This window comes from Shewanella frigidimarina NCIMB 400 (assembly GCF_000014705.1).
Taxonomy (GTDB): Bacteria; Pseudomonadota; Gammaproteobacteria; order Enterobacterales; family Shewanellaceae; genus Shewanella; species Shewanella frigidimarina.
In genome coordinates, this window is the sequence record NC_008345.1 from 3720638 (window position 1) to 3741953 (window position 21316).

Sequence of the window (21316 nt, forward strand, 5' to 3'; positions counted from 1 at the left end):
CTCAAATATCGGTTTTAGTGGATGACTGTTGATGTGTTGAAGGCGGTGCAAATAATATCCGTAAACGTTGTTTTAGTGATAATTGCGCTTGGGTAACATCACCCCACATGTCGCGCCATTCACTAAACGTTACCACTAACGGGTTAAAACTGTTTACCGGCTTAGTGATGCCGTATTGCACAGTTTCAACCTCAGGCTCAAAAGTACCAAACATTTTGTCCCAAATTATCAGCACTCCCGCATAATTTTTGTCGATATATTGTGGGTTACGTCCATGATGCACGCGGTGATGGGACGGCGTATTAAAAATCAATTCTAGCGGCCCTAACGACTTAATCGCTTGGGTATGAACAAAAAACTGCAATCCCAGATTAAGCAATACTGCAAACACCACCCAGTTAGGATCAAAGCCAATCACCACTAAAGGCAACCAAAACAGCCACATTCCTGCCAATGGGTACATTAAGCTTTGTCTAAATGCGGTGCTGAAATTCATGTTTTCTGAACTGTGATGCACCACATGCGCAGCCCACATCCAGCGAATACGATGGCTAGCACGATGGAACCAGTAATAACAAAAGTCTTGAGCAATGAGCAATAAACCAAAAGTGAATAATGTCATTTCAATATCAAATAAGCGCCAGCCGAAAAAGTGTAAATATATCTTCGCAATAAACAAGCCAGCGATGATATCCGCCACTTGGTGCATACCTGCCAAGACAAAATTACACAATACTTCGGCAGGGCGATATTGAGCATTACTCGGTAATCGCTGGGCGCGAACACCAAACCACCATTCCAGTAAAATGCAGCCGAAAAAAATCGGGGCTAACACCAGTAATAACCACTCTGGGTGAGCTATCAGTAAATCCATGTCCATATGTTATCCATTTCTATTTATTATTATTGAGTCAATGTTTGTACTAGTGGTTCACTATTTCTGGTTCCTAATCAAAGTGCTCTTTTGGCGAAACCCATTTGAGTAAACCGCTTTTAATAGGTCATTCTAATAATCTGTCGTTAATAATCAGTTGTTAATAGTCCGTTTTTAGTAATTCGTTTTTAATAGACCATAGGCTGAAAATTACTCACCTATAAGGCACGGTTGGTATTCATCACCATTTGGCCAAATGATCTTCAGTTAAGCCTAACTGATTGGTTAATTTATATTGATTACCATTGTTGTCGCAAATCACACCGCTAAAATAGCCAATATATTGTCTAAAATTATTTTTTAACCAAATTAAATTAAGCTTTTCGCTACGTTGATTCAATGGTCTAAAATGCAAATCAACATTGCCATCATTAGTGGTGATATGCCACACATCTTGTTGTGAGTGTCGATTAAAATCAAACTGTGCACCACCGAGTAGATGACGCTCGCCATTTATCCACATCACATTTTCTGTTTGACCGGTTTCATTAACGCCTGCAGCTAAATTCAGCCCAATAACTCCATCGTCAGTTTGGGCATTAATTGAAGCCCAACGCCAACTGGTTTCTCGGCGCATAAATCCGGCAGAAAAGTCATAACCCGCCAACGCATATTGTAAAGGTTGCGGTTCATGATGAATGGTTAATTGCCCTGTTACGGCTAAGCCATTGTGCTTTTGTGTATAGGTCCAACCGTTATAACCCGTTGGGGTACACAAACTGATGGGTAAACTCAGTGGCGTCGGTTGAATACGTAAATTGGCTTGTATTTCTGCAAGATTAATCTCAACTTGCCATTGTCCGTCGACAATATCGATAACAATACCTTTGTGTTTACGGCCAATTTCGGCGCGCCCATGCTTAGGAGAGTCACTTAGCTGGCAGCCAAATCCGAATGGTGTTAGCCATTGCGTTTGGGTCAACTTGTTGGTTTTAATGTCATAAAGGTAGCAAAAACCATTGGCGACATAACGAATATCGGCAATCGCTAGGGCGATAATATAATGAGGAGTGATAATGCTAACGAATTGGAACTGCTTAAAATCAAAATGCTTAGCCATTGCCGACGCAGGTTTGTCCATTACCGTCGAATAAGCAAACTGATTAACATTGAGTGAATCAACAATCCCATCAAAAATACCAAATACTGGCTGGCCATTGGCATTAATCAATTTGTCAGGAGCCAATTGCGGCTGTTTATGTTGCATTACATTACCTACATCATGTTGTTTATCAAACTTAAGTTGCATAACACTAACCTGAATTGATCAGCCATTAATGTCAACAACCAAGTAATATTGTTGCCATTAACCGGAGTTGAAATGGCGTTAAAAACAGATATTGATGAGTGACAACACCTGCACACAGAGTGATGCATATCACTCTCGTTATCTTTATAGCAACATAACCTTAGCGATACTGGAAACCCAGACAAATTCTGGTATCATTTATCTACCTTTTGCTGGTTATTGTTGTCTCATGAAGTTATTGATCCCTATTTTACTGTCTACATTATTGTTATCGGCTTGCGCAAGTTATGAGCCGACTCATGTTGGTCTTAATCCCACACTGGGCCCGATTCAGTTACAAACTGAAGTCGATTTCCCTGTACTGGTCGACACCATCGATACTCGCGAAGCAAGCTTTGTGGTGCGTTTTAATGAAGAAGGCAAATCACCAAGATTAGTCAGCGCCAGTGAGCCTATCCGCCAACAGTTAGATACACTGTTCCGTAATGGTATGAACAAAGCGGGTTATGTTATTGACCCTGCCGCACGCAATTCAGTGCAGTTTCAGCTAAATTACTTGTTAGCTGACGTCACGGACACCACGTTCAGTTACGAATCAAAAACACGTCTAGTTATCAATGTACTGGCTAAAAACTCACAACAAGAGTTCACCAAATCCTATAACGCTAACGGCTATTTAAAAGGCCCGTTAAGCCCAGATTTTGCCACGCTTGAATTAGATATCACCAAACTCGTTGATAAGCTCACCACTGAAATTCTTAACGATGAAGAGTTACACCAATTTATTCAACGTTAATTTCCCCGCTTTATCAGGTATTGGCATCGAGAGATGCCAATAAAAAAGGACGTCACATTATGATGAAATGGTTATCCACTTGCCTACTGTTATTGACCAGTTTAAGTTCCAGCGCTGCGGTCGACATTCAAAAAGACACTTTATATCCACAAGTAGAGTTGGACACCTCTATGGGGAAAATAGTGCTTGAGTTAGATCGCACTCGTGCACCACTTACCGTAGATAACTTTTTAACCTATGTGGTTAAAGGCGAATATGACAATACTATTTTTCATCGTGTGATTGCCGAATTTGTGGTTCAAGGTGGTGGGTTAACCACGAAATTAGAAGAACGCCCTTCGCTAGAGCCTGTTGTAAATGAGTCCGGTAATGGTTTATCAAACTCCCTTGGCACAATTGCCATGGCTCGAGATAACGATCCTCATTCAGCAACACGTCAGTTTTACTTCAACCTAGGTAACAATAAAAAATTAGACCCTTCTAAACGTCGTTGGGGCTATACCGTTTTTGGTGAAGTGACTCAGGGGATGGATGTATTAGAAGCCATTTCATTGGTACCAACTGAACATAACACCACCCTAAACTGGCCCGATTTTCCGGTTAATACTGTCATGTTGAAAAAAGCGACTCTACTGCCTCGCTAATCTCCCGCTAATCGCCTATACCTACCGACGGTCATGTTAATGCATGCCATCGGCATTTATGTTGTCTCCTTCAATGTAATATTGGCCAATCTTATCTCGATTAATAAGTCCAAACTCACTCAATATGATGACGTCTTACATTGTTATCCTATACATATTTACTAGCTGCAAAATCAACTAAGTAGCACTATCGATTGACTAAATCGACACTTTTTTACGTTTTTGACTATCGACAGCCAAATTAACGTCTATACTCTATTTGACTCATTCACCTAGTTAGCTGCGCAATTGTTCGCAACCGCATTTCGAATACTCAAGGACGCAATTATGATGACGGCTAATGATTTTATTGAAACCAAAGCTCCACAACTAGCCTATTTCGGTAAAGCTTTTTTAAACAATCAATTAGATTACAAAGAAATACAGCTCTATATGTGGGATGTGCTGGAAGAGTGGCAATTTATATCAAATAATCCCATCCAATTAGCCGAACAACCTAGCGATACCGAGAAAGTGTTTTGGCACTTATTGTATTGCTTCGATCATTGGTCTGGTTGGGCAATTAAAGGCAATCAATACTTACGCCAGCAAGTTCATGAATGTTGTGACTACATTGATATTGGCGGCAATGTGCCACAAAGTTGTATTGGTATCAGACCTTAAGGCGATTATCTTAAATCTGCTCTGAATGCTAATTTAACCTCAAACTGACTGAATAATCTTTTAGAATGGCTTGAACCTAAACCCCTTGCAACATAAGCTAGAGCCATTCTCCTTTATCCAGTTGTCTTATGTCGGTTTTCTTGTCTCGTACCCGTGAAGCGTTATCGGTTTACTACCACAAACGAGTATTTATTTTACTCTTGCTGGGGTTTTCTGCCGGCTTACCATTAATGTTAGTCTTTTCGACCTTAAGCTTTTGGTTACGTGAAGCAGGCATCGACCGAGCGGCGATTGGTTATTTTAGCTGGATAGCACTAACGTATGCATTTAAATGGGCATGGTCACCATTAGTCGATCGTATGTCATTGCCCTTTTTTACCCGCTTTTTAGGAAGACGACGCGGATGGATGCTGTTCGCACAACTGTGCTTAGTCGGCGCCATACTCGGTATGTCTGTTAGCGATCCAGTGGTTAATCTTGAACGTTTGGCCTTATGCGCCCTACTTTTGGCATTTGCCTCCGCCACCCAAGATATTGTTATCGATGCTTTTCGGATTGAATCCGCCCCAGAAAAAATGCAAGCAGCGCTTGCTGCTGCGTACCAAGTCGGTTATCGCAGTGCGATGATCATCGCCACAGCAGGCGCATTAACCATTGCAGCTTGGGTGTCTCCTGGCGATGATGCTTACAACTTAGAAGCTTGGCAGACCGCCTACTTTGCCATGGCGATGTTAATGGGTGTTGGTATTATTACCACGCTATGCAGTAAAGAACCGCAAGTCGATACCAAACAGGCTGACGATAAAGAACGCCTATTAAGAGCCGAGTTTGCTGCCAAATACCCTGCTAAAGTCGCAGGAGCATTAGCCTGGTTATACAGCGCAAGTGTATTGCCTTTTATTGACTTTTTTAAGCGTTATGGCAAAAGCGCTATTCTCATTTTGTTGTTAATCTCGTGCTATCGCATTTCCGACATTGTCATGGGTATTATGGCAAATGTGTTTTATGTTGATATCGGGTTTAGCAAAGAAGAAATCGCTTTTATCAGTAAAGTCTATGGTTTGATCATGACCTTAGTCGGCGCCGCTTTTGGTGGTGTGTTGCTGATGCGTTATGGCACCATGAAGATTCTATTCTTGGGTGCCTTGTTAGTCGCGGTCACTAACCTGCTGTTTGCTTGGCAAGCGTATATTGGCTACAACGTGCCATTTTTAACCTTAGCCATATCGGTAGATAATTTTAGTGCTGGTATCGCAACCGCAGCGTTTATCGCTTATTTGTCCAGCTTAACCAGTAGTGGATATAGTGCGACACAATACGCGTTATTGTCTTCGATTATGTTGTTGTTCCCTAAGTTTATCGCAGGATTTTCGGGCTTGTATGTTGATGCTTTTGGTTACATCAATTTCTTTATTGCAGCGAGTTTGATTGGCTTTCCGGTGTTGCTATTAGTGGTGTTGGTGAATCGATCGCAAAACCAAGTGTTGATTGCCAATGCGGCATCAACAGAGGGATCTATCGATGTGTCGACAGATGTTGGTAAACCACCACTGTAAGCGATTAATATCCGAACTGTATTGGGTTTAAGTGCAAAAGAGTTGGCCTACCGCAGCACTTTACGTTCACGTTTCAATGGCTATAAAAGTAGTAATATTGACAATATCAAAGACACATTCCCTCTTAAAAGTGGGCTGATGTAAATCCGTAGCCTAGCTATAATTTATAGCCATAATTTATAGCTATAAACCATGCGGTAAATCAAAGCGGTAAACGGCTGCGAAATTAACCTTCAAAGGTTAGTAGCTTATATATTTATTTTGTCGCGATCGATGACGTTTTAGCGTTAGCATTTTAACGCTATAATGCCACTCGAAATAATCACCTGCTATCAATATTAATCGCTTCCCGGCGCATTTAGCGCCCTTTCTGTTGAAAGCTAATGTTTAAATATGTTGAATAAAATTAAGTAGAAATACCTCATGAGTCCAGAACGTTTTGCCCGAATAAATCAAATGCTTGATAACCGCCAAGTCGACTTAACGGTTTGCCTTGATAAAGTGCATATGACCAATAATATTGCTGCGGTTCTTCGCTCTGCTGACTGTGTGGGCATACATCAAATTCATGCAGTGTGGCCAGATGATGATATGCGGGTATCGGGTAATACCGCTTCTGGCAGCCAGCAATGGGTTGATACCGTTAAACATTACACGTTTGAAGAAGCTCACCAAGCTTTTAAAAAACAGAAAATGCAGGTATTAACCACTACATTTTCTGACTCTGCAGTCGATTTTCGTGAGATTGATTATACTCAACCCACTGCCATCGTAATGGGTAATGAACGAGACGGCGTCAGCGCAGAAGCAATTGCCGCAGCAGACCAACATATTATTATTCCCATGCGTGGCATGGTGCAATCGCTTAACGTGTCGGTTGCGGCAGCACTAGTGATGTATGAAGCTCAGCGCCAGCGCGAAGTGGCTAATATGTACGGCAAACGAAGACTTGATAACAGCTACTGCCAGACGATGTTGTTTGAACAAGGTCATCCGGTTTATGCTAAAGCGTGTCGCCGCAAACAGATCCCCTACCCAGCCATTGATGATCAAGGCCAAATTGTTGCCGACAAAGAGTGGTGGGATAGAATGCGCGCGCCAGATCCACAAGCGTTAGTGGGTTGATGCATCACCTTAGTAAATCTACTAATAATTGAGGCTATTACTTGGCCTCAATTATTCTGCTCCATGACTTGATAAGGATATTGATCAACTTGATAGATTATTAACCCATTTAAAATGGAGCGACGGGTTAGCGTGAATAACTTAATTTATCGTAGATCCAAGCAAACTCAACACCTTGCGGCCGATTAATTGGACACTTACAGCTTACTGTCGGCATATTTCATCAAGTTGATATATGAATCAACATAATAAGCATCCCGGTTACTGGCTAAGAACGTTAATAGCTCAGAGTGCGCTTCAGATGACACCGATAAATAATCTCCTCCAACCCCATGAAATATTATGTTTACCAGTAAAGTGTCTGCAGGAATATTACGAATATAATTGATAAGCTCCTTGCCACTTTGGCCTTCGGGATACAATATCAGTGAAAATCGAGCATCATCTCCCTCTCCTTTCACCGCAGTAAATAACTCATTGAGTTGGCTCAGGTATTGTTGACGACTCGACACATCAGCGCCAATCACCATATCGCCACAAGGCAGCGTATAAGTGCGTTCCGATTGACCATCAATGGCCTTTAAGAAAGTATTGGCTACTTCAAGTTCTTCAATCATCTGTGCCACGCTGTAATGATCAAGATTATGATGTGCCTTAACCCAATCTTTGTTCGGTAATGACGCTCGACAAGGATGATAAACACTGTGATTGCCAAGCTCATGGCCATTGTTAGCTGCTGCACGCCATTCATCTAACCTCGCATTCATAACCGGAGAGTTTACTACCACATAAAATGACGCCTTGAAATTATGTTTATCAAGCGCAGGAATCACATTATCTAACTGACTATTAAGCGCATCATCATAAGACAAGCTAACCGCTAACGAGCCTCCGCCAGGCCAGGTAAAAGTATCAGCTTGTGTGTTAACAGTGCTTGGAATTTCGGCATAACTTGATGGTAAAACCAGTAATGCAGCAATCAAAGTGAAATATTTAATCATAGTAATTTATTTTCCCTAAAGTCACTTGGACTAATTCCTTGTCATTAATTCACATGCGCTTAATCCACATATGTACGGTTAAATTTTATCTACTCAAAAGCTCAATCGCTTGTTGGGCTTGAGCGATATCATACATATTAGTCATTAATGTTTATCCTATAGGCAATTGCTGTTATACGGTAGCCGTTCTTTACACAGTATTGAAAGCTATCGTTTATTCAACGCCTCAGGCAACTTCGGCTCAATTGGTGCAGATTCAATGATTGTATAATGCTGATAAACTATTTAGGATCAGCACATCTGATCGCAAACAAGAATTAACGTAATGACCACTGAGCTTTATTTTATCTACGACTCACATTGCCCTTGGAGCTATGCCACCACACCGTTGGTGAATGCATTGCAGCAAGCCTATCCTGAAATGAATGTACATTTACTGCATAGCGCACATTACATTGGCAAAGACAGTGCTGGCGAAGAGCAAATGGAAGCGGCTGCAAGAATGAGTGGACTAAAATTTGGCCGCGATCATATTCGTTACGTAAACAGTCCTAAAAGCTCAATCAAAACCGCAAACTTTATGGCCTGGTTGCAGGGCAAACAAGCTGACAAGCAATTAGATGTGCTCAATGCGCTACAAAGAGCTCATTTCATTGAAGGCAACCCACTTAGCAATAAGCACGACTTTAATGACATCGTAGAAAAATTTAAGCTGTCACCATCAAATAAAGTGTTTAAAGATGAGCTCAGTATGGACGCAGAATACGTACTGGAAGGCATAGAAGAGATCCAACAAGTCATTGGTACTACCGGCTTCCCCGTTTTAGTCATGACCGTTAATGATAACGCCATTTTTATCGATCATTCACAATATCTGAGTAGCCCTCATGCTGTGGTTGCTGCGGTTGAAAAAGAAATAGCTGCGATTAAACTCGCGAAAACGGAATCGTAGCGATAAATCGCAACCCGCCAAATACATCATTGATGTGAATGTGCCAGCAGTAAGATCAAAAAACCACGGCTAATGACCGTGGTTTTTATTTACTAGCGACTTTTAATCGTAAAGGTTAAGCAATACTTTGAACTTGCGATGCCAATAACCAAATCGCTAATGCAAAAAATATTACGCCCATAAACTTGTTTTGATAGGTACGAAACTTTTCATTATTAAGTAGAGGTTTACCCAAACTGCCCACTAATGCCACCAACAGCAAATTGAACGTCAATCCCATGACATTCAGCAGCAAACCTAGCGCCAGCATTTGTTCACCTGAGCTAGCACTCAATTGAGTAGACACAAACTGAGGCAAAAATAACACAAAAAATATCAGTGCTTTAGGATTAAGTAAATTGCTCATTACCGCACGGCGATAGAGTAATTTGGCTAAGTTATTCTGTTGTGCAATCTCAGGTGCATCGCTGCCACTGCTGCGCATGCAATCCCAGCCCATTTTCAATAAATACGCCCCGCCCAATACTCGTAATAGCTCTAACGCCATCGGGTTCATCGCCACTAATGCGGACACGCCCATTGCAGCAAGTAAAGTCAAAATAAGTCCCGAGGTCGCATTACCAAAACTGGCATACACGCCCACTTTACGGCCATAGCTCAGACTCGAACTGGCAATCAGCAACATATCAGGTCCAGGAATTAATAATAACGCGACAACAGTAGTTAAATATAACGGAAGCAAAGCCAGATCAATCATCATAAACACACAAACAACAACTATTAAGACGGAAAATAAGGCGCGGATTCTACAGTTATTCAACATGAATTAAAATCATGTTGGGCTTCATGTTGTGTTTCGGCTGGATGACGACTGGCAGAGTTTGTTTACGGATGGGGTAGATAAGTGTTCATAAACCTAAGGAATATAAAACAAGGTAAAATCATAGAATAAAATTTACTCTATTGCTCATTTGTCACGGTAAATAACAAAGGCCAGCCCATTGGGCTAGCCTTTCGTTTTTTGACGCTAAGAGTCAGCTTACTCAGTTCTACTTGTAGAACGCTTCAACCTTGCCTTTTACTGTCATCGTAAGCGGTTGGCCACGACGATCTAATGCTTTATGCGAGGCGACTTTTACCCAACCTTCACTGATGCAATATTCTTCAACATCTGCACGCTCTTTGCCATTAAACAAAATGCCAATCTCGTGTTCGAAAATTGCAGCCACATGATGTGGGCTACGTGGATTAACGCTAAGGCGATCAGGTAAAGCGGGTTTAGCAGTAGTGTCGTTCATTGTCGTGTGCTGTAGTTAATAAAACGTGCGCTATTGTAGGCAATACCAGCCTGATGCTCAATAGCGGCTGTCATAAATGTGAGTCGCACCGAAAGATATGGCGAGTTTAGAGTTAACCAGGCAGGACAATTGTTACTCAGTAACATGATAGACAAAGATTTTAAGCGGATTTAAGTAAACAAATTTCGTTAATACCTTACTCACAATCGCTAAAGTAAGCTGTTCGATTGTGAGCGGTATAAGGCTTATAAATGACTAATCAACCAAAGGGTCCGTTAGTTCATTATTCATAGTATTCACAATAACGTGTTAACTGAACCACGACTTCGTTAAAGCATTGTTCTAAGTCACTCACGTGCTCAGCGGTAACGCTGCCATTGGTAGCCAGTGTTTCAACTTGCTGACAAATGTCGGCTAACAATAATGCCGAAACCGATTTTGATGACGACTTTAAACCATGGGCTTGAAATGATAAATCGGCGTAGTTCTCACTAGTCGCATACGCACTGATTAACTTAACTTGTTCACCAGCCGTTTGTAAAAAGGCATTAAACACCATGCAATGCACCGTGGGATCATCACCTAGCATCGCATTTAATAATGCTAGATCTAACTGATCAAATGAATCAGACGCAACCTCTGACGGTTTTTTAGCTTCAATATGAGCATTAACCATGGTTGCTGAGTGCTCCATTAAAAGCGATTTAAGCTTAGCCAACTCAACGGGTTTGGTTAAAAAACCATTCATACCGGCATCGTAACAAGCATCAATATTCTCTTTAATAATGTTCGCTGTAATCGCAATGATGGCTAAATCTTTAAATCGTTCATCTGCTCGTATCTTTTTAGCCAGGCCTAAACCATCTAAAATTGGCATTTGAATATCGGTTAACAATATATTAAAACGTTTATCTTGCAGTGTTTGCCAAGCTTGCTCGCCATTACTCACAAACGTTGAATGTACCCCAAGCAAGGTTAATTGTTGCTTTAACACTAGCTGATTAGTCACCTGATCTTCAGCCACCAGCACTTCTAATATAGGTAAGGTCTCTGCTGAAACGTGTTGTTCGGTGATGTCTGTTCTATCTGATTGAATTGTAGAGTCTGTTTTAGCCAGTAAGTTAGTTTTAATGGGTACATCGGCTTGCTTAAAACCATTAAAAATTAAACTAAAACACGAGCCCTTATTTAGTTCACTTTGTACCCTTATCTCGCCTTGCATTCGCTCAACTAATTCTCGGGTAATAACCAATCCAATACCCGTGCCATTAATATTACTGGTTTCGGCACCTAAGCGATCGAAGGGCTTAAATAACCGAGAAACGTCATCAGCAGCAAAGCCGTAACCGGTATCTGCTACGTTAATTGTGCATTGGTTATTGCTTGATACGCTGCAGCTAATAAAAATATCGCCGTGGGGTTTATTATATTTAATGGCATTGGAGAGCAAATTTAACATTACCTGCTTAAAACGACGCTCATCGATATAAAAACAAAGTCCTTCAAGCTCATTAAAGCCTTCTGTATGAATCGTCATCGACTGTGCCTTTACCAATTCACTCACCAGCGCAACAGACTCTTCAACAACACGTTTAATTGATGCATAGTCAAAACTAAACTGCATATTACCCGACTCAATCGCTGTTAAATCAAGCACATCATTAATTAGTAACAATAAATGCTCACCAGCCCGATAGATACTTTTAGCATTGTCTTTTTGGACTTTATTAGCAAGAACATCATATTCATATAACTGTGCTAACCCTAAAATAGCATTTAACGGTGTACGCAATTCGTGGCTCATGCTGGCCATAAAATCTGACTTTGCTTTACTTGCCGACTCAGCCTGTATTCGCAGGGTATTTAATTTTTGATGATTACTCGCGACCTCGGTTGCCATGTGATTAAACGCACTAATCACACTGCCCACTTCGTTATTTTGGTGCTTATCGACATGACAATCAAAATCACCTTTTGCCAGCTGTGCAAATGCAAATTCTAATGAGCGTAATGGTTTAGTAATTCTATAATCGACCAACCAAGCTAGCGCCATAAAAAATAAAACCAGAATCATAAATTGAATGTATATGAGCGTGTAATGCAGCTTTGATGATTCATTAATTTCATTGGTAAAGTTAACCACTAGCGTAATGCTTGCTAATGATTTTTCTAAAAACATAATTTGTTGGCTGAGTAGCATGTCACCGCTTTGGGTTGCCCCGTTCCACACATCAAGCGGATACAATTGATTACCAGTTGCCGTATCAACTATTTTAATGGCCTTCCAATTAGGTTGAATGTCTAATTGGTTATCTATTTGCTCGTAAAGCTCAGCGTATTGGCGGGTAAGCAAAGGCGTTTTAACAGAGGTAGAGAGTTGTTGTAATGATCGCTGCGCCGTTTTCGAGAGATCATCATTCACCCAGCGGGCTTGCTCTGGCAGCGCATAAAAAATAAATAAACAGGCAAGTAAAAAACCAAACGCCATTACGGCAATAAAACTCTGTGCCCGTAAACTGTGCCACCAATTAATTTTCAACATAAAATAAGCGTAACCCCCACTGAGTTAACTGCTGATATTCAGCTAAAGTTGCAATGCTGGGTTTAATAATTGGAATACCTGCAAGCAAGTGTTTGTGCTCTTCACTTTGGCCTATATCTAAAATAGCTTGTTGTACTTTTTGCTGAATGGCAGGATCCACTCTTGGGTGAGCCACAATAGGATGACGACTTATTTTGCGGGTTTTATAAATAATTTTAAGCTTGTCTTGTAGGTTTTGCGGTTGCTGTTTTAGCGTACCTAGCACGCCACCGCCAGCCTTAGTCGAGTTTAATGCCACATTTAAATAAACCGAAGAGTGGGTTTGTACATAAACCGGCTTTATTGTTAGCCCATACAACTGCGCTAAATCAGCACGCATTAATAATGACGCCCCCAATGCATTAGGCGCCGGAAAAGCAATTTCGGCACCTTCTAACTGGCTAACATCGTCTATGCCGCTATTTTTATTCACCACTAACACACCTTGCAGTTGGCGCCCTGCATCTTTTATTAACGGCAAATAACCTTGTTTTTCGTTAGCGATGACACTGTGCCAAGGGTTCATGTAAGCAAAATCATACTCGCCATTGGCAAAAGCTTGTTCAAATACAGGTATAGACTCAACAGTGATTAACTTAATCGTCACCCCCGTCTGTTCACTCACCTGGTCAAGTAAAGGTTGCCAAATTGCATTCAACTTTTGCGGCTCATATTGCGGCACCACCCCAAACGTATACTCTTGAGCCAACAACCACGAGCTTTGAATCAAACATAATATCGCTACTACATACTTCATTGGTGCTCCAAATAATCGTTTGCCGTCATTGATTAGCTTAGTAAAATACTGACCAAGTCACCATAACATTATTATCTGAATTCAGGTCCATTCAATAAGAAATGCTTTTGCTTGCTACTATTTACCGATAAATATTGCGATATAAGTCAGCGAATAATCAGTGTGTCCCCCACTTACTTATTATCTTCCCTCTTCTTTTTATTATTCATTAGCATCACTTTTTCAGATTAGAACAATCGTTTTTATTCGCACCTACCATTTAGATACTTTCCTATACTCTGGTTTCGCCTAGTAATTTAAGCCCTGATTTTAATCCTCGAGTACATCAAATGGATAGTTAATAGCTTGAGTGGTTAATTAGGTTTTGTGTTTTAGCGTAACCATACATCTTCACATGAAGCGAAGATGCGTTAACTTTAAGGAAGCTAACTATGAAACATCCATTATTTAATCAAAAAGTACTCGCGGGTTTTGTCAGCATGCTGCTTATATCCGGCTCTGCTTTCGCCAGCAATAACGAAAAGTCAGAAATGACCAAGCCCAAAGGAGCTGTTGGAACTGGTGTAGCATTAGAAAACCAAGCAAGAACGAATCAATTTTGGTGGCCTGATCAACTTAATCTATCTGCGCTGCGTGACCACGATAAGCGCTCTAATCCTTATGGCGAAAACTTTGACTACGCCAAGGCATTTAACAGCCTAGATCTTGATAAAGTCAAACTAGACATTAATGCGTTACTGACCACATCTCAAGATTGGTGGCCGTCAGATTATAGCAACTATGGCCCCTTTTTTATCCGTATGACATGGCACAGTGCAGGTACCTATCGCACCCTTGATGGCCGAGGGGGCGCTGGTGGTGGCCAACAACGTTTTGAACCACTCAACAGCTGGCCTGATAATGCGAGTTTAGACAAAGCGCGACGTTTGCTCTGGCCAATCAAAATGAAGTATGGAGAAGCCATTTCTTGGTCTGATTTGATTGTGTTAGCGGGTAATGTATCGCTTGAAAATATGGGCTTTAAAACCTACGGTTTTGCCGGTGGACGTCATGATGATTGGGAACCAGACATGGTGTACTGGGGACCAGAAATTGAAATGCTTGCTAGCGACAGAGAAGATAACGGCGGCAAGTTACAACGTCCGCTTGGTGCCACTCACATGGGCTTAATATACGTAAACCCAGAGGGGCCAAAAGGCGTACCAGACCCATTGGGCTCAGCCAAAAATATTCGTGTAGCCTTTGAACGTATGGCGATGAACGATGAAGAAACACTAGCCCTAATTGCGGGTGGACACACATTTGGTAAAATGCACGGTGCGCACAAGCCTAAAGATTGTCTAGGCGCTGAACCTGCTGCAGCGGGTATCGAAGAGCAAGGCCTTGGCTGGAAAAACAAATGCGGTAAAGGACACTCTGAAGACACTATCACCAGTGGTTTAGAAGGTGCTTGGACTCAAGCACCAACAAAATGGACCTCTTTATATCTAAGTAATTTACTTACCTTCGAGTGGAAACAAACTCGAAGCCCTGCTGGCGCTATCCAATGGATTCCTACAGACGAGTCGTTGCATAAAGCGGTTCCTGATGCGCATGTTAAAGGCAAGTTTCACGCTCCTGTCATGACAACAGCAGACTTAGCATTAAAGTATGATCCTGAGTATCGAAAAATTGCTGAACGCTTTTTAGCTGATCCAGAAGAATACCGCTTAGCTTTCGCTAAAGCTTGGTACAAACTGACCCATAGAGATATGGGCCCATCACGTAATTTCTTAGGCAAAGAAGTCCCTAAAGAAAGTCTAATTTGGCAAGATCCTATAGATGATAAAACACAATCAAATATAGATGCTGATGGCGTGCAAGAACTTAAAGCACAAATTCTAAAGTCTAACCTAACCGTGTCAGAGTTAGTGCGTGTGGCTTGGGCATCTGCGGCAAGTTACCGTCATTCAGACATGCGCGGTGGTGCAAACGGTGCACGTATTGCATTATCACCTCAAAAAGACTGGTCGGTAAATAATCCGGCTGAAACCGCTAAAGTGATTAAAACACTAAAAGCGATTCAAGAGGACTACAACGACAGCTTGTTTAGTAAAAGCAAAGTATCACTGGCCGACTTAATCGTTCTAGGGGGCACTGCTGCAATAGAAAAGGCCGCTAAAGATGCAGGTTTTACTGTATCAGTGCCATTTAATGCTGGTCGTGGTGATGCCACACAAGCAATGACCGATATCAATGCCTTTAGTTTACTTGAGCTAACATCTGATGGTTTTAGAAATTACTTTGACGCACAGCAAAGCTACAAGTCGCCTGTGGACATGTTAGTTGATAAAGCAGACCAACTTAACCTATCGGTGCCAGAAATGACCGTTTTAGTGGGTGGATTACGCGCACTTGACGCTAACTACAAAGGGCTAAAACACGGAGTACTCACAAGCACTCCAGGCACCTTAAACAATGACTTTTTCGTCAATTTACTCGACATGTCTACGGTTTGGAAAAAATCGTCTACCGATGGTATTTATGAGGGATTTGATCGTCAGTCAGGTCACAAAAAATGGACAGCCACCTCAGTCGATTTAGTCTTTGGTTCAAACTCAGAGCTTCGTGCAGTATCTGAGGTGTATGCGTTTGATACATCGAAGCAAAAATTTGTCGAAGACTTTGCAGCAGCCTGGACTAAAGTAATGAACCTAGACCGTTAATGTTAAGCCTAGCGACTAAGTGCGGCAAAACGTAATAGTGGCAGCGTAACAGAGCTTGAATTTACAACATTCAGAAGCGAATCAATCGATTCGCTTTTTTTTATCTATAACACTCAAATAACCTTCGCTAAGCACACGACTATCAGATAATAACGTCTTATTCCAAGTGCGTAAGTAGAAGCTTTAGCCACCAAGTTGGCTAATGAAAACGGCTAATGTCGAGCTGTACGAAAGTGCATGCTGTCATTTACACCGTGACGTTTCACAAAATATTTATGACTGAATTATTTTGCCACTATTACAGACAAAATATGGATACACAAAATAAAAAAGGAGCCTGGTTATGGCTCCTTTTTTGGGATAAATGATCGATATCAATAAGCTTTTATAAATAAGCTATTCTTGATAGCTTTTTAGCTTAGAAACGGCCAACAACACCCACACCAACAAATAAACCGTCTACGTCAGAATCGAGTACTTTTGCTAGCTCAAATGTAGCAGAGAAAGCGTCAGACATGCGTAACCAGTAAGCTGTTTTAGCAGTAAAGTTATCGTCTGAACCGTTATCGTCATAACCCAAACCAACAGACCATTCTTTGGTTACATACCAGTCAGCATTTACGTTGAAGATATCGTCAGCATCGGTATGAGTCCACTTAGCGCCTAAATCAATACCAGTAGTGCTTTTAAGATCGATAAAGCTGCGAACTTCAAGACCGTAGATTGAATCAATATCGCTACCATCAACATAGAATGCAGCTACTTTTGAACTGTCGTTGAAGTAGTAACCAAGATCTAGTTGATAAGTGTCAGTATCAAAACTGCCAGCATCATAACGTTCGATTTTAGCGCCAACAAACCACTTTGAATCGAAAACATACGTGCCATCAACAGAAAAAATATCAAGGTCAATGTCATCTTGCATTGAGTAGCTAGCACCAACATTAGTAGATTGTGCTAAAAAGCCATTTAAAGCATAAGGGCCTTTTTCTTGTGATACAGAGTCAAGATAAAAACGGTAGTCAAGGTCCCATAGACCATCACCGAATTCTTCAGTATTAGCAGAATATTTTAGACCAGCTTCGTGGTGAAATGGTGCATCTTGTGCAGCCATAGCGGGTAAAGCCACAAAACCTAATACTAGTGCTAATGCAGTAACGTTTTTCATCAATCATTCCTTTATTTGATTATTTTACGCGAGGAGATTCAAGCAGATATAAAGAATGGATAAATCATAAAAAGTGGGGTTATCCATTAATTAAAATGTAGCCTAACCTTACCGTCAGGCTAACGTGCTTTCCTAGCGGCGCATACTCTAAAGTAATGAAATGCTAAAATAAACCAAAAATGTAAAATTAATGATATTTTTCAATACAATACATTAGATGTAATGTGTAACGCATCACTATCACCTACTTTAGCAATAGATAAACCTGTAAACACTTAGTTACACAAATGTTAATTAAAACAACTGATATAACAGATTAGTCAATGGCAGCAAGGTGAGTAACAGTAAACATAAACATAACAGCGGTGTTAGCATTCACAAAAATGAACACATATAAGCAGTAAATCTAACGGCGATGTTTGAATAAAAGCAGCTTTATCGCATAGGGATATTGTGAGTATTTCAACACAAGGTGCATAACGTTCAACCGGCAATAACAAGCAGGTTAACAATTTGATTTATATTGATGATGGCTATAGGTTATTGGCATTACATCAATTTTATCTACCTGGAAACGTCAATGTCGACTTTGTTTAAGTTCATCAAAGCTGCCTTACTAAGCATCTTTATTATTGTCATCGTTCTTGTCGCGTTTAATTGGCAAAGCGTTAATCGCTTATACAGCGTAGTCACCTTATTTGATGAATCTCTCGTGGTGAATAATTTCTCCAATATGAAGGATGTCTTTTTTAATAAAAAAATCGATAAACAAGGCGAGCCTTATATGTTCGACGTCGCCTTAACGCCTTTGCCTGACTCGTTTAACTATCGAAACAGCTCAACCAATACCGAAGCGTTTCTCACACGCAGAGCCACAACCGCATTACTGGTACTTAAAGACGACAAAATAACCTACGAGCAATATTTTCTAGGCACTAAAAGTGATGACAAACGTATCTCATGGTCAATGGCCAAATCATTTGTATCGATATTGTTCGGCATGCAGGTGGATGCTGGCAACATTGATATTGAAAAAACCGTCGGCTTTTATCTGCCCGAGCTTGCCAAGTCTGGTTATGGCGACGTCAAAGTAAAACACGTATTGCAAATGTCGTCTGGGGTTAAGTGGAACGAAGACTATCTAGATTTTTATTCTGACATTAACAAAATGGGCCGTGTACTGGCTATTGGCGGCTCGTTAGATCAAATGACCAGTGAACTGGTTAATGAGTCAGCCCCAGGCAAAGCATTTCATTATGTCAGCATGGACACCCACGTGATTGGTATGATACTCAGGCGAGTTAGCGGGAAATCATTAATCGAACTTTTACAGCAAAATATCTGGAACACCATAGGCATGGAAAGCGATGCCTATTGGCTGACTGATTCCCAAGGTAGCGCATTTGCGTTAGGCGGCTTAAATGTTACCACCCGTGACTACGCCCGCTTTGGTCGCTTATTACTCAATAATGGCGCATTTAATGGCAAACAAATTGTCTCAGCTGCTTGGATAAAAGCCGCCACCACCCCACAAGCGGAATACCTACAACCGCAAGTCGGAAAATTAGGTTATGGCTATCAAATTTGGTTACCGCCAGAAGCACAGCAAGGTGAATTTTTCTGTGTCGGTGTATACGGACAATATATTTATGTAAACCAAAAACACAATGTGGTGATAGTTAAAAACAGTGCCGATTTAGGCTTTCTTGATGAGCTGAATTCAAAACAAGAAACCATCGAATTTTTCCGTGAGATTGTGGCGTCATTGGAGTAGATGGAGACTCGTTAGACTCTGCCCCACTTTTCGATTGCTCACTTATCTGAAGCTCACTTATCTGAAGCTCACTTATCTGAAGCTCACTTATCGATTGCGCATTTATCGGCAGATCACTTTTCGATTGCTCGCTTTTCGATTACTGAGCATCAACCAGATACTATGCGAAGCAAGATGAAAAGTTAGTTTTTTTAGTCTGATAAGTTTAATAGCTAACGTCACATATTTCGTTTTTGGAGCAGCCTCTGCCGATTTAGCTCATCGAGCTGTTCGCTAAGTTTGAGGATCTGTTGTTGCAGCGCTCGATATTGAGTCTGGCTGGACTCATTAACTGGCTTGTCGTCCAACTCTTTCGTTGCCCACATTTTGGTAAGCTGAATGATCAGATGTTCGGCTTGGCTCAGGTTGTCATGCTCAATCTGTTTGATCATCAGTAACCGAAAGCAGTCGAACAGTATGGTGAGCATAAACTCATGGCTGAGCTGCTGCTCTTGCTCCTGAGTCTCAGCCCCTTGAAAGCCGATGGCTGCGATTAAATTAGAGACTGTGGTAACTGTGGTTGCCCCAATAAAAAGCGACAGGATCTCAGGCTCCAACATCAGAACCCGCTCAAGCTGTTGCGACAACTTACCTTTATTCCACTGAGCGCCCAGCGCTTTAATGAACGTCATATCAATCCACCCGTTATAAAACCTTGTCTATTAACGATACTGTCTATTAACGATACTGCCTATTAACGATATAGGCGCGCGGTCATAGGGACCAGATTTAGCCTTTGGATCAGTCGATCTAAATAGGCTTGAGTCAGCATTGCTATGCCGCGATAAAAATCAGTTCTAGCATGTTCATTCATCAGTTCGAGGCAGCGCCCAGACCAAGGAAGAAGGTGCTGCTGCAGCAAAATCATGCAGCTTCGTTCTAGTGGTTCATTATCTTCAGTTTGATCCCATTGGGTAAACATTTGATCCAATACCGCGAAAAACAGACCGATATGATCGACTGGTTGATTACTATCCAGCTCGAAGCTGATCCCTTGTTCATGATAAAAGGCTTTTAGTGCCATAGTCGACTTGTCATTGAGGAGTTGCCTCTCGCTCAAGTAAACCGATCCCCAAGGCACAGCATTGGGCTCGCCCGGTCCATAGAAAAGTTGTGCATAGTCCAGTTTTAAGGTTTGTTGTTTATCTTCAGTCCATTGGCCAAGATAATTGGCCAGCAACTCACGACCACTCGACTCTTTGGCCGATGCGGTAAACGGTGGCCAGCTTTGAGCAACATCATGCTCAATAAATCCTTGGATCAACTCTGGGGTCGGATCATTAAAGAGTACATTGTGAAGAATGCGCGCAATGCCTTGATATTCTAGGAGTTCATTTTCGTTAAGAGATACCATGCTAACCTCGTTTGTTGAACTAAATGTATCGCCATAAACAGCAAATAGAGGTGCCACTCCACATGAGTGGCACCAATCGGGGGATTAAACTTCTGCGTAGTTCAACACTTCTCCATCAGTGTCACCACTTGGGCGAGAATGACGGTTAGGTGTGATAAGTAAGTTAGGTGTAGTAATACTGCTTTGTGGCAACGGAGCAACCGCGGGCGAGATGGCGCCCGGGTACTTAGCCATCAGCTCTTCCATCGGTCCGAAATCGATAGCTCGCATAGGGCAAGACTCCACACATGAAGGTTGTTTACCTTCGGCCAAACGCTCAAAACAACCATCACACTTAGTCATCACCTTACGATCTTTATCTATCTGCGGCGCATCGTATGGGCAAGCTCTTGCACAACTTTCACAGCCGATACACAAATCTGCCGCCACATGGACTAAACCATCTTCGCGGCGTTTGTGCATTGCGCCAGTTGGACAAGCCTTAACACAAACAGGCTCCGAGCAGTGGTTACAAGCGATAGACATGTAATAGGCAAATACGTTTTGGCTTACAGTACCATCACCATGTTCTGTCCATTGTCCCCCACCGTATTCATAAACCCGGCGCCAGTTGATGCCAACGGGGAGATCTTTACGATCCTTACACGATATCTGACAGGTTTTACAGCCAGTACATTTACTTGCGTCGACATGAAAGCCGTATTGGATATTATTACTCAT

At 41.6% G+C, this 21316-nt stretch carries 19 protein-coding genes; 8 read left to right on the forward strand and 11 right to left on the reverse strand.

What is annotated here, in order from left to right; genetic code table 11:
- Position 1: 1 nt before the first annotated feature.
- Together SFRI_RS16050 and SFRI_RS16055 are read right to left on the reverse strand one after the other, a co-directional pair.
- On the reverse strand, positions 2-880 hold the full coding sequence (locus SFRI_RS16050; protein ID WP_011638552.1) for a sterol desaturase family protein: 879 nt from the start codon (positions 878-880) through the stop codon (positions 2-4).
- A gap of 235 nt (positions 881-1115) precedes the next feature.
- A complete protein-coding gene (locus tag SFRI_RS16055) occupies positions 1116-2183 on the reverse strand; it encodes a DUF2804 domain-containing protein (protein ID WP_011638553.1) in 1068 nt (355 codons plus the stop codon).
- Between the two features lie 229 nt (positions 2184-2412).
- On the opposite strand from SFRI_RS16055, the gene SFRI_RS16060 reads away from it, so the two are divergent.
- The 5 genes from SFRI_RS16060 to trmH all read left to right on the forward strand — a co-directional run bounded on the left by SFRI_RS16060 (position 2413) and on the right by trmH (position 6967).
- Complete coding sequence (locus tag SFRI_RS16060) at positions 2413-2979, forward strand: YajG family lipoprotein (RefSeq protein ID WP_011638554.1); 567 nt, start codon at positions 2413-2415, stop codon at positions 2977-2979.
- A gap of 59 nt (positions 2980-3038) precedes the next feature.
- Entirely contained in the window at positions 3039-3623 is a 585-nt protein-coding gene (locus SFRI_RS16065) for a peptidylprolyl isomerase (protein WP_011638555.1), read from the forward strand.
- Positions 3624-3953: 330 nt separating this feature from the next.
- The gene (locus SFRI_RS16070; protein ID WP_041413690.1) at positions 3954-4286 is read left to right on the forward strand and encodes a hypothetical protein; all 333 of its coding nucleotides are present in this window, start codon (positions 3954-3956) and stop codon (positions 4284-4286) included.
- Between the two features lie 128 nt (positions 4287-4414).
- Entirely contained in the window at positions 4415-5842 is a 1428-nt protein-coding gene (locus tag SFRI_RS16075; protein ID WP_011638557.1) for an AmpG family muropeptide MFS transporter, read from the forward strand.
- A gap of 423 nt (positions 5843-6265) precedes the next feature.
- Positions 6266-6967 (forward strand): tRNA (guanosine(18)-2'-O)-methyltransferase TrmH, encoded by a 702-nt coding sequence (gene trmH, locus SFRI_RS16080; protein ID WP_011638558.1) that lies wholly within the window; start codon positions 6266-6268, stop codon positions 6965-6967.
- 197 nt (positions 6968-7164) lie between these two features.
- Here the strand turns inward: trmH and SFRI_RS16085 are convergent, their stop codons facing one another.
- Positions 7165-7968 carry a polysaccharide deacetylase family protein gene (locus SFRI_RS16085; RefSeq protein ID WP_011638559.1) on the reverse strand — a complete coding sequence of 268 codons (804 nt, stop codon included), beginning with the start codon at positions 7966-7968 and terminating at the stop codon, positions 7165-7167.
- 325 nt (positions 7969-8293) lie between these two features.
- Here SFRI_RS16085 and SFRI_RS16090 point away from each other — a divergent pair, with 325 nt between their 5' ends.
- Positions 8294-8920, forward strand: a complete 627-nt coding sequence (locus SFRI_RS16090) for a protein disulfide-isomerase (RefSeq protein ID WP_011638560.1) — start codon at positions 8294-8296, stop codon at positions 8918-8920.
- A 115-nt stretch (positions 8921-9035) separates the two neighbouring features.
- Here the strand turns inward: SFRI_RS16090 and SFRI_RS16095 are convergent, their stop codons facing one another.
- The 4 genes from SFRI_RS16095 to SFRI_RS16110 all read right to left on the reverse strand — a co-directional run bounded on the left by SFRI_RS16095 (position 9036) and on the right by SFRI_RS16110 (position 13556).
- Positions 9036-9677, reverse strand: a complete 642-nt coding sequence (locus SFRI_RS16095) for a LysE family translocator (RefSeq protein ID WP_208855607.1) — start codon at positions 9675-9677, stop codon at positions 9036-9038.
- Between the two features lie 292 nt (positions 9678-9969).
- On the reverse strand, positions 9970-10218 hold the full coding sequence (locus tag SFRI_RS16100) for a DUF3297 family protein (protein WP_011638562.1): 249 nt from the start codon (positions 10216-10218) through the stop codon (positions 9970-9972).
- Between the two features lie 283 nt (positions 10219-10501).
- Positions 10502-12760 carry an ATP-binding protein gene (locus SFRI_RS16105; RefSeq protein ID WP_011638563.1) on the reverse strand — a complete coding sequence of 753 codons (2259 nt, stop codon included), beginning with the start codon at positions 12758-12760 and terminating at the stop codon, positions 10502-10504.
- Entirely contained in the window at positions 12747-13556 is an 810-nt protein-coding gene (locus SFRI_RS16110; protein ID WP_011638564.1) for a phosphate/phosphite/phosphonate ABC transporter substrate-binding protein, read from the reverse strand. The genes SFRI_RS16105 and SFRI_RS16110 overlap by 14 nt, the downstream gene beginning before the upstream one ends.
- A gap of 431 nt (positions 13557-13987) precedes the next feature.
- On the opposite strand from SFRI_RS16110, the gene katG reads away from it, so the two are divergent.
- Positions 13988-16261: a catalase/peroxidase HPI gene (gene katG / locus SFRI_RS16115; RefSeq protein ID WP_011638565.1), complete on the forward strand. Its 2274-nt coding sequence runs from the start codon at positions 13988-13990 to the stop codon at positions 16259-16261.
- 418 nt (positions 16262-16679) lie between these two features.
- Here katG and SFRI_RS16120 read toward each other — a convergent pair whose 3' ends face one another.
- Positions 16680-17429: a putative porin gene (locus SFRI_RS16120; RefSeq protein ID WP_011638566.1), complete on the reverse strand. Its 750-nt coding sequence runs from the start codon at positions 17427-17429 to the stop codon at positions 16680-16682.
- A gap of 580 nt (positions 17430-18009) precedes the next feature.
- On the opposite strand from SFRI_RS16120, the gene SFRI_RS16125 reads away from it, so the two are divergent.
- Positions 18010-19203, forward strand: a complete 1194-nt coding sequence (locus tag SFRI_RS16125) for a serine hydrolase domain-containing protein (protein WP_041413188.1) — start codon at positions 18010-18012, stop codon at positions 19201-19203.
- Positions 19204-19421: 218 nt separating this feature from the next.
- On the opposite strand, the gene SFRI_RS16130 is transcribed toward SFRI_RS16125, so the two are convergent.
- The 3 genes from SFRI_RS16130 to SFRI_RS16140 all read right to left on the reverse strand — a co-directional run bounded on the left by SFRI_RS16130 (position 19422) and on the right by SFRI_RS16140 (position 21316).
- Complete coding sequence (locus SFRI_RS16130) at positions 19422-19874, reverse strand: hypothetical protein (protein WP_011638568.1); 453 nt, start codon at positions 19872-19874, stop codon at positions 19422-19424.
- Between the two features lie 62 nt (positions 19875-19936).
- The gene (locus tag SFRI_RS16135; protein WP_011638569.1) at positions 19937-20596 is read right to left on the reverse strand and encodes a TorD/DmsD family molecular chaperone; all 660 of its coding nucleotides are present in this window, start codon (positions 20594-20596) and stop codon (positions 19937-19939) included.
- 84 nt (positions 20597-20680) lie between these two features.
- Positions 20681-21316: a DMSO/selenate family reductase complex B subunit gene (locus tag SFRI_RS16140; RefSeq protein WP_011638570.1), complete on the reverse strand. Its 636-nt coding sequence runs from the start codon at positions 21314-21316 to the stop codon at positions 20681-20683.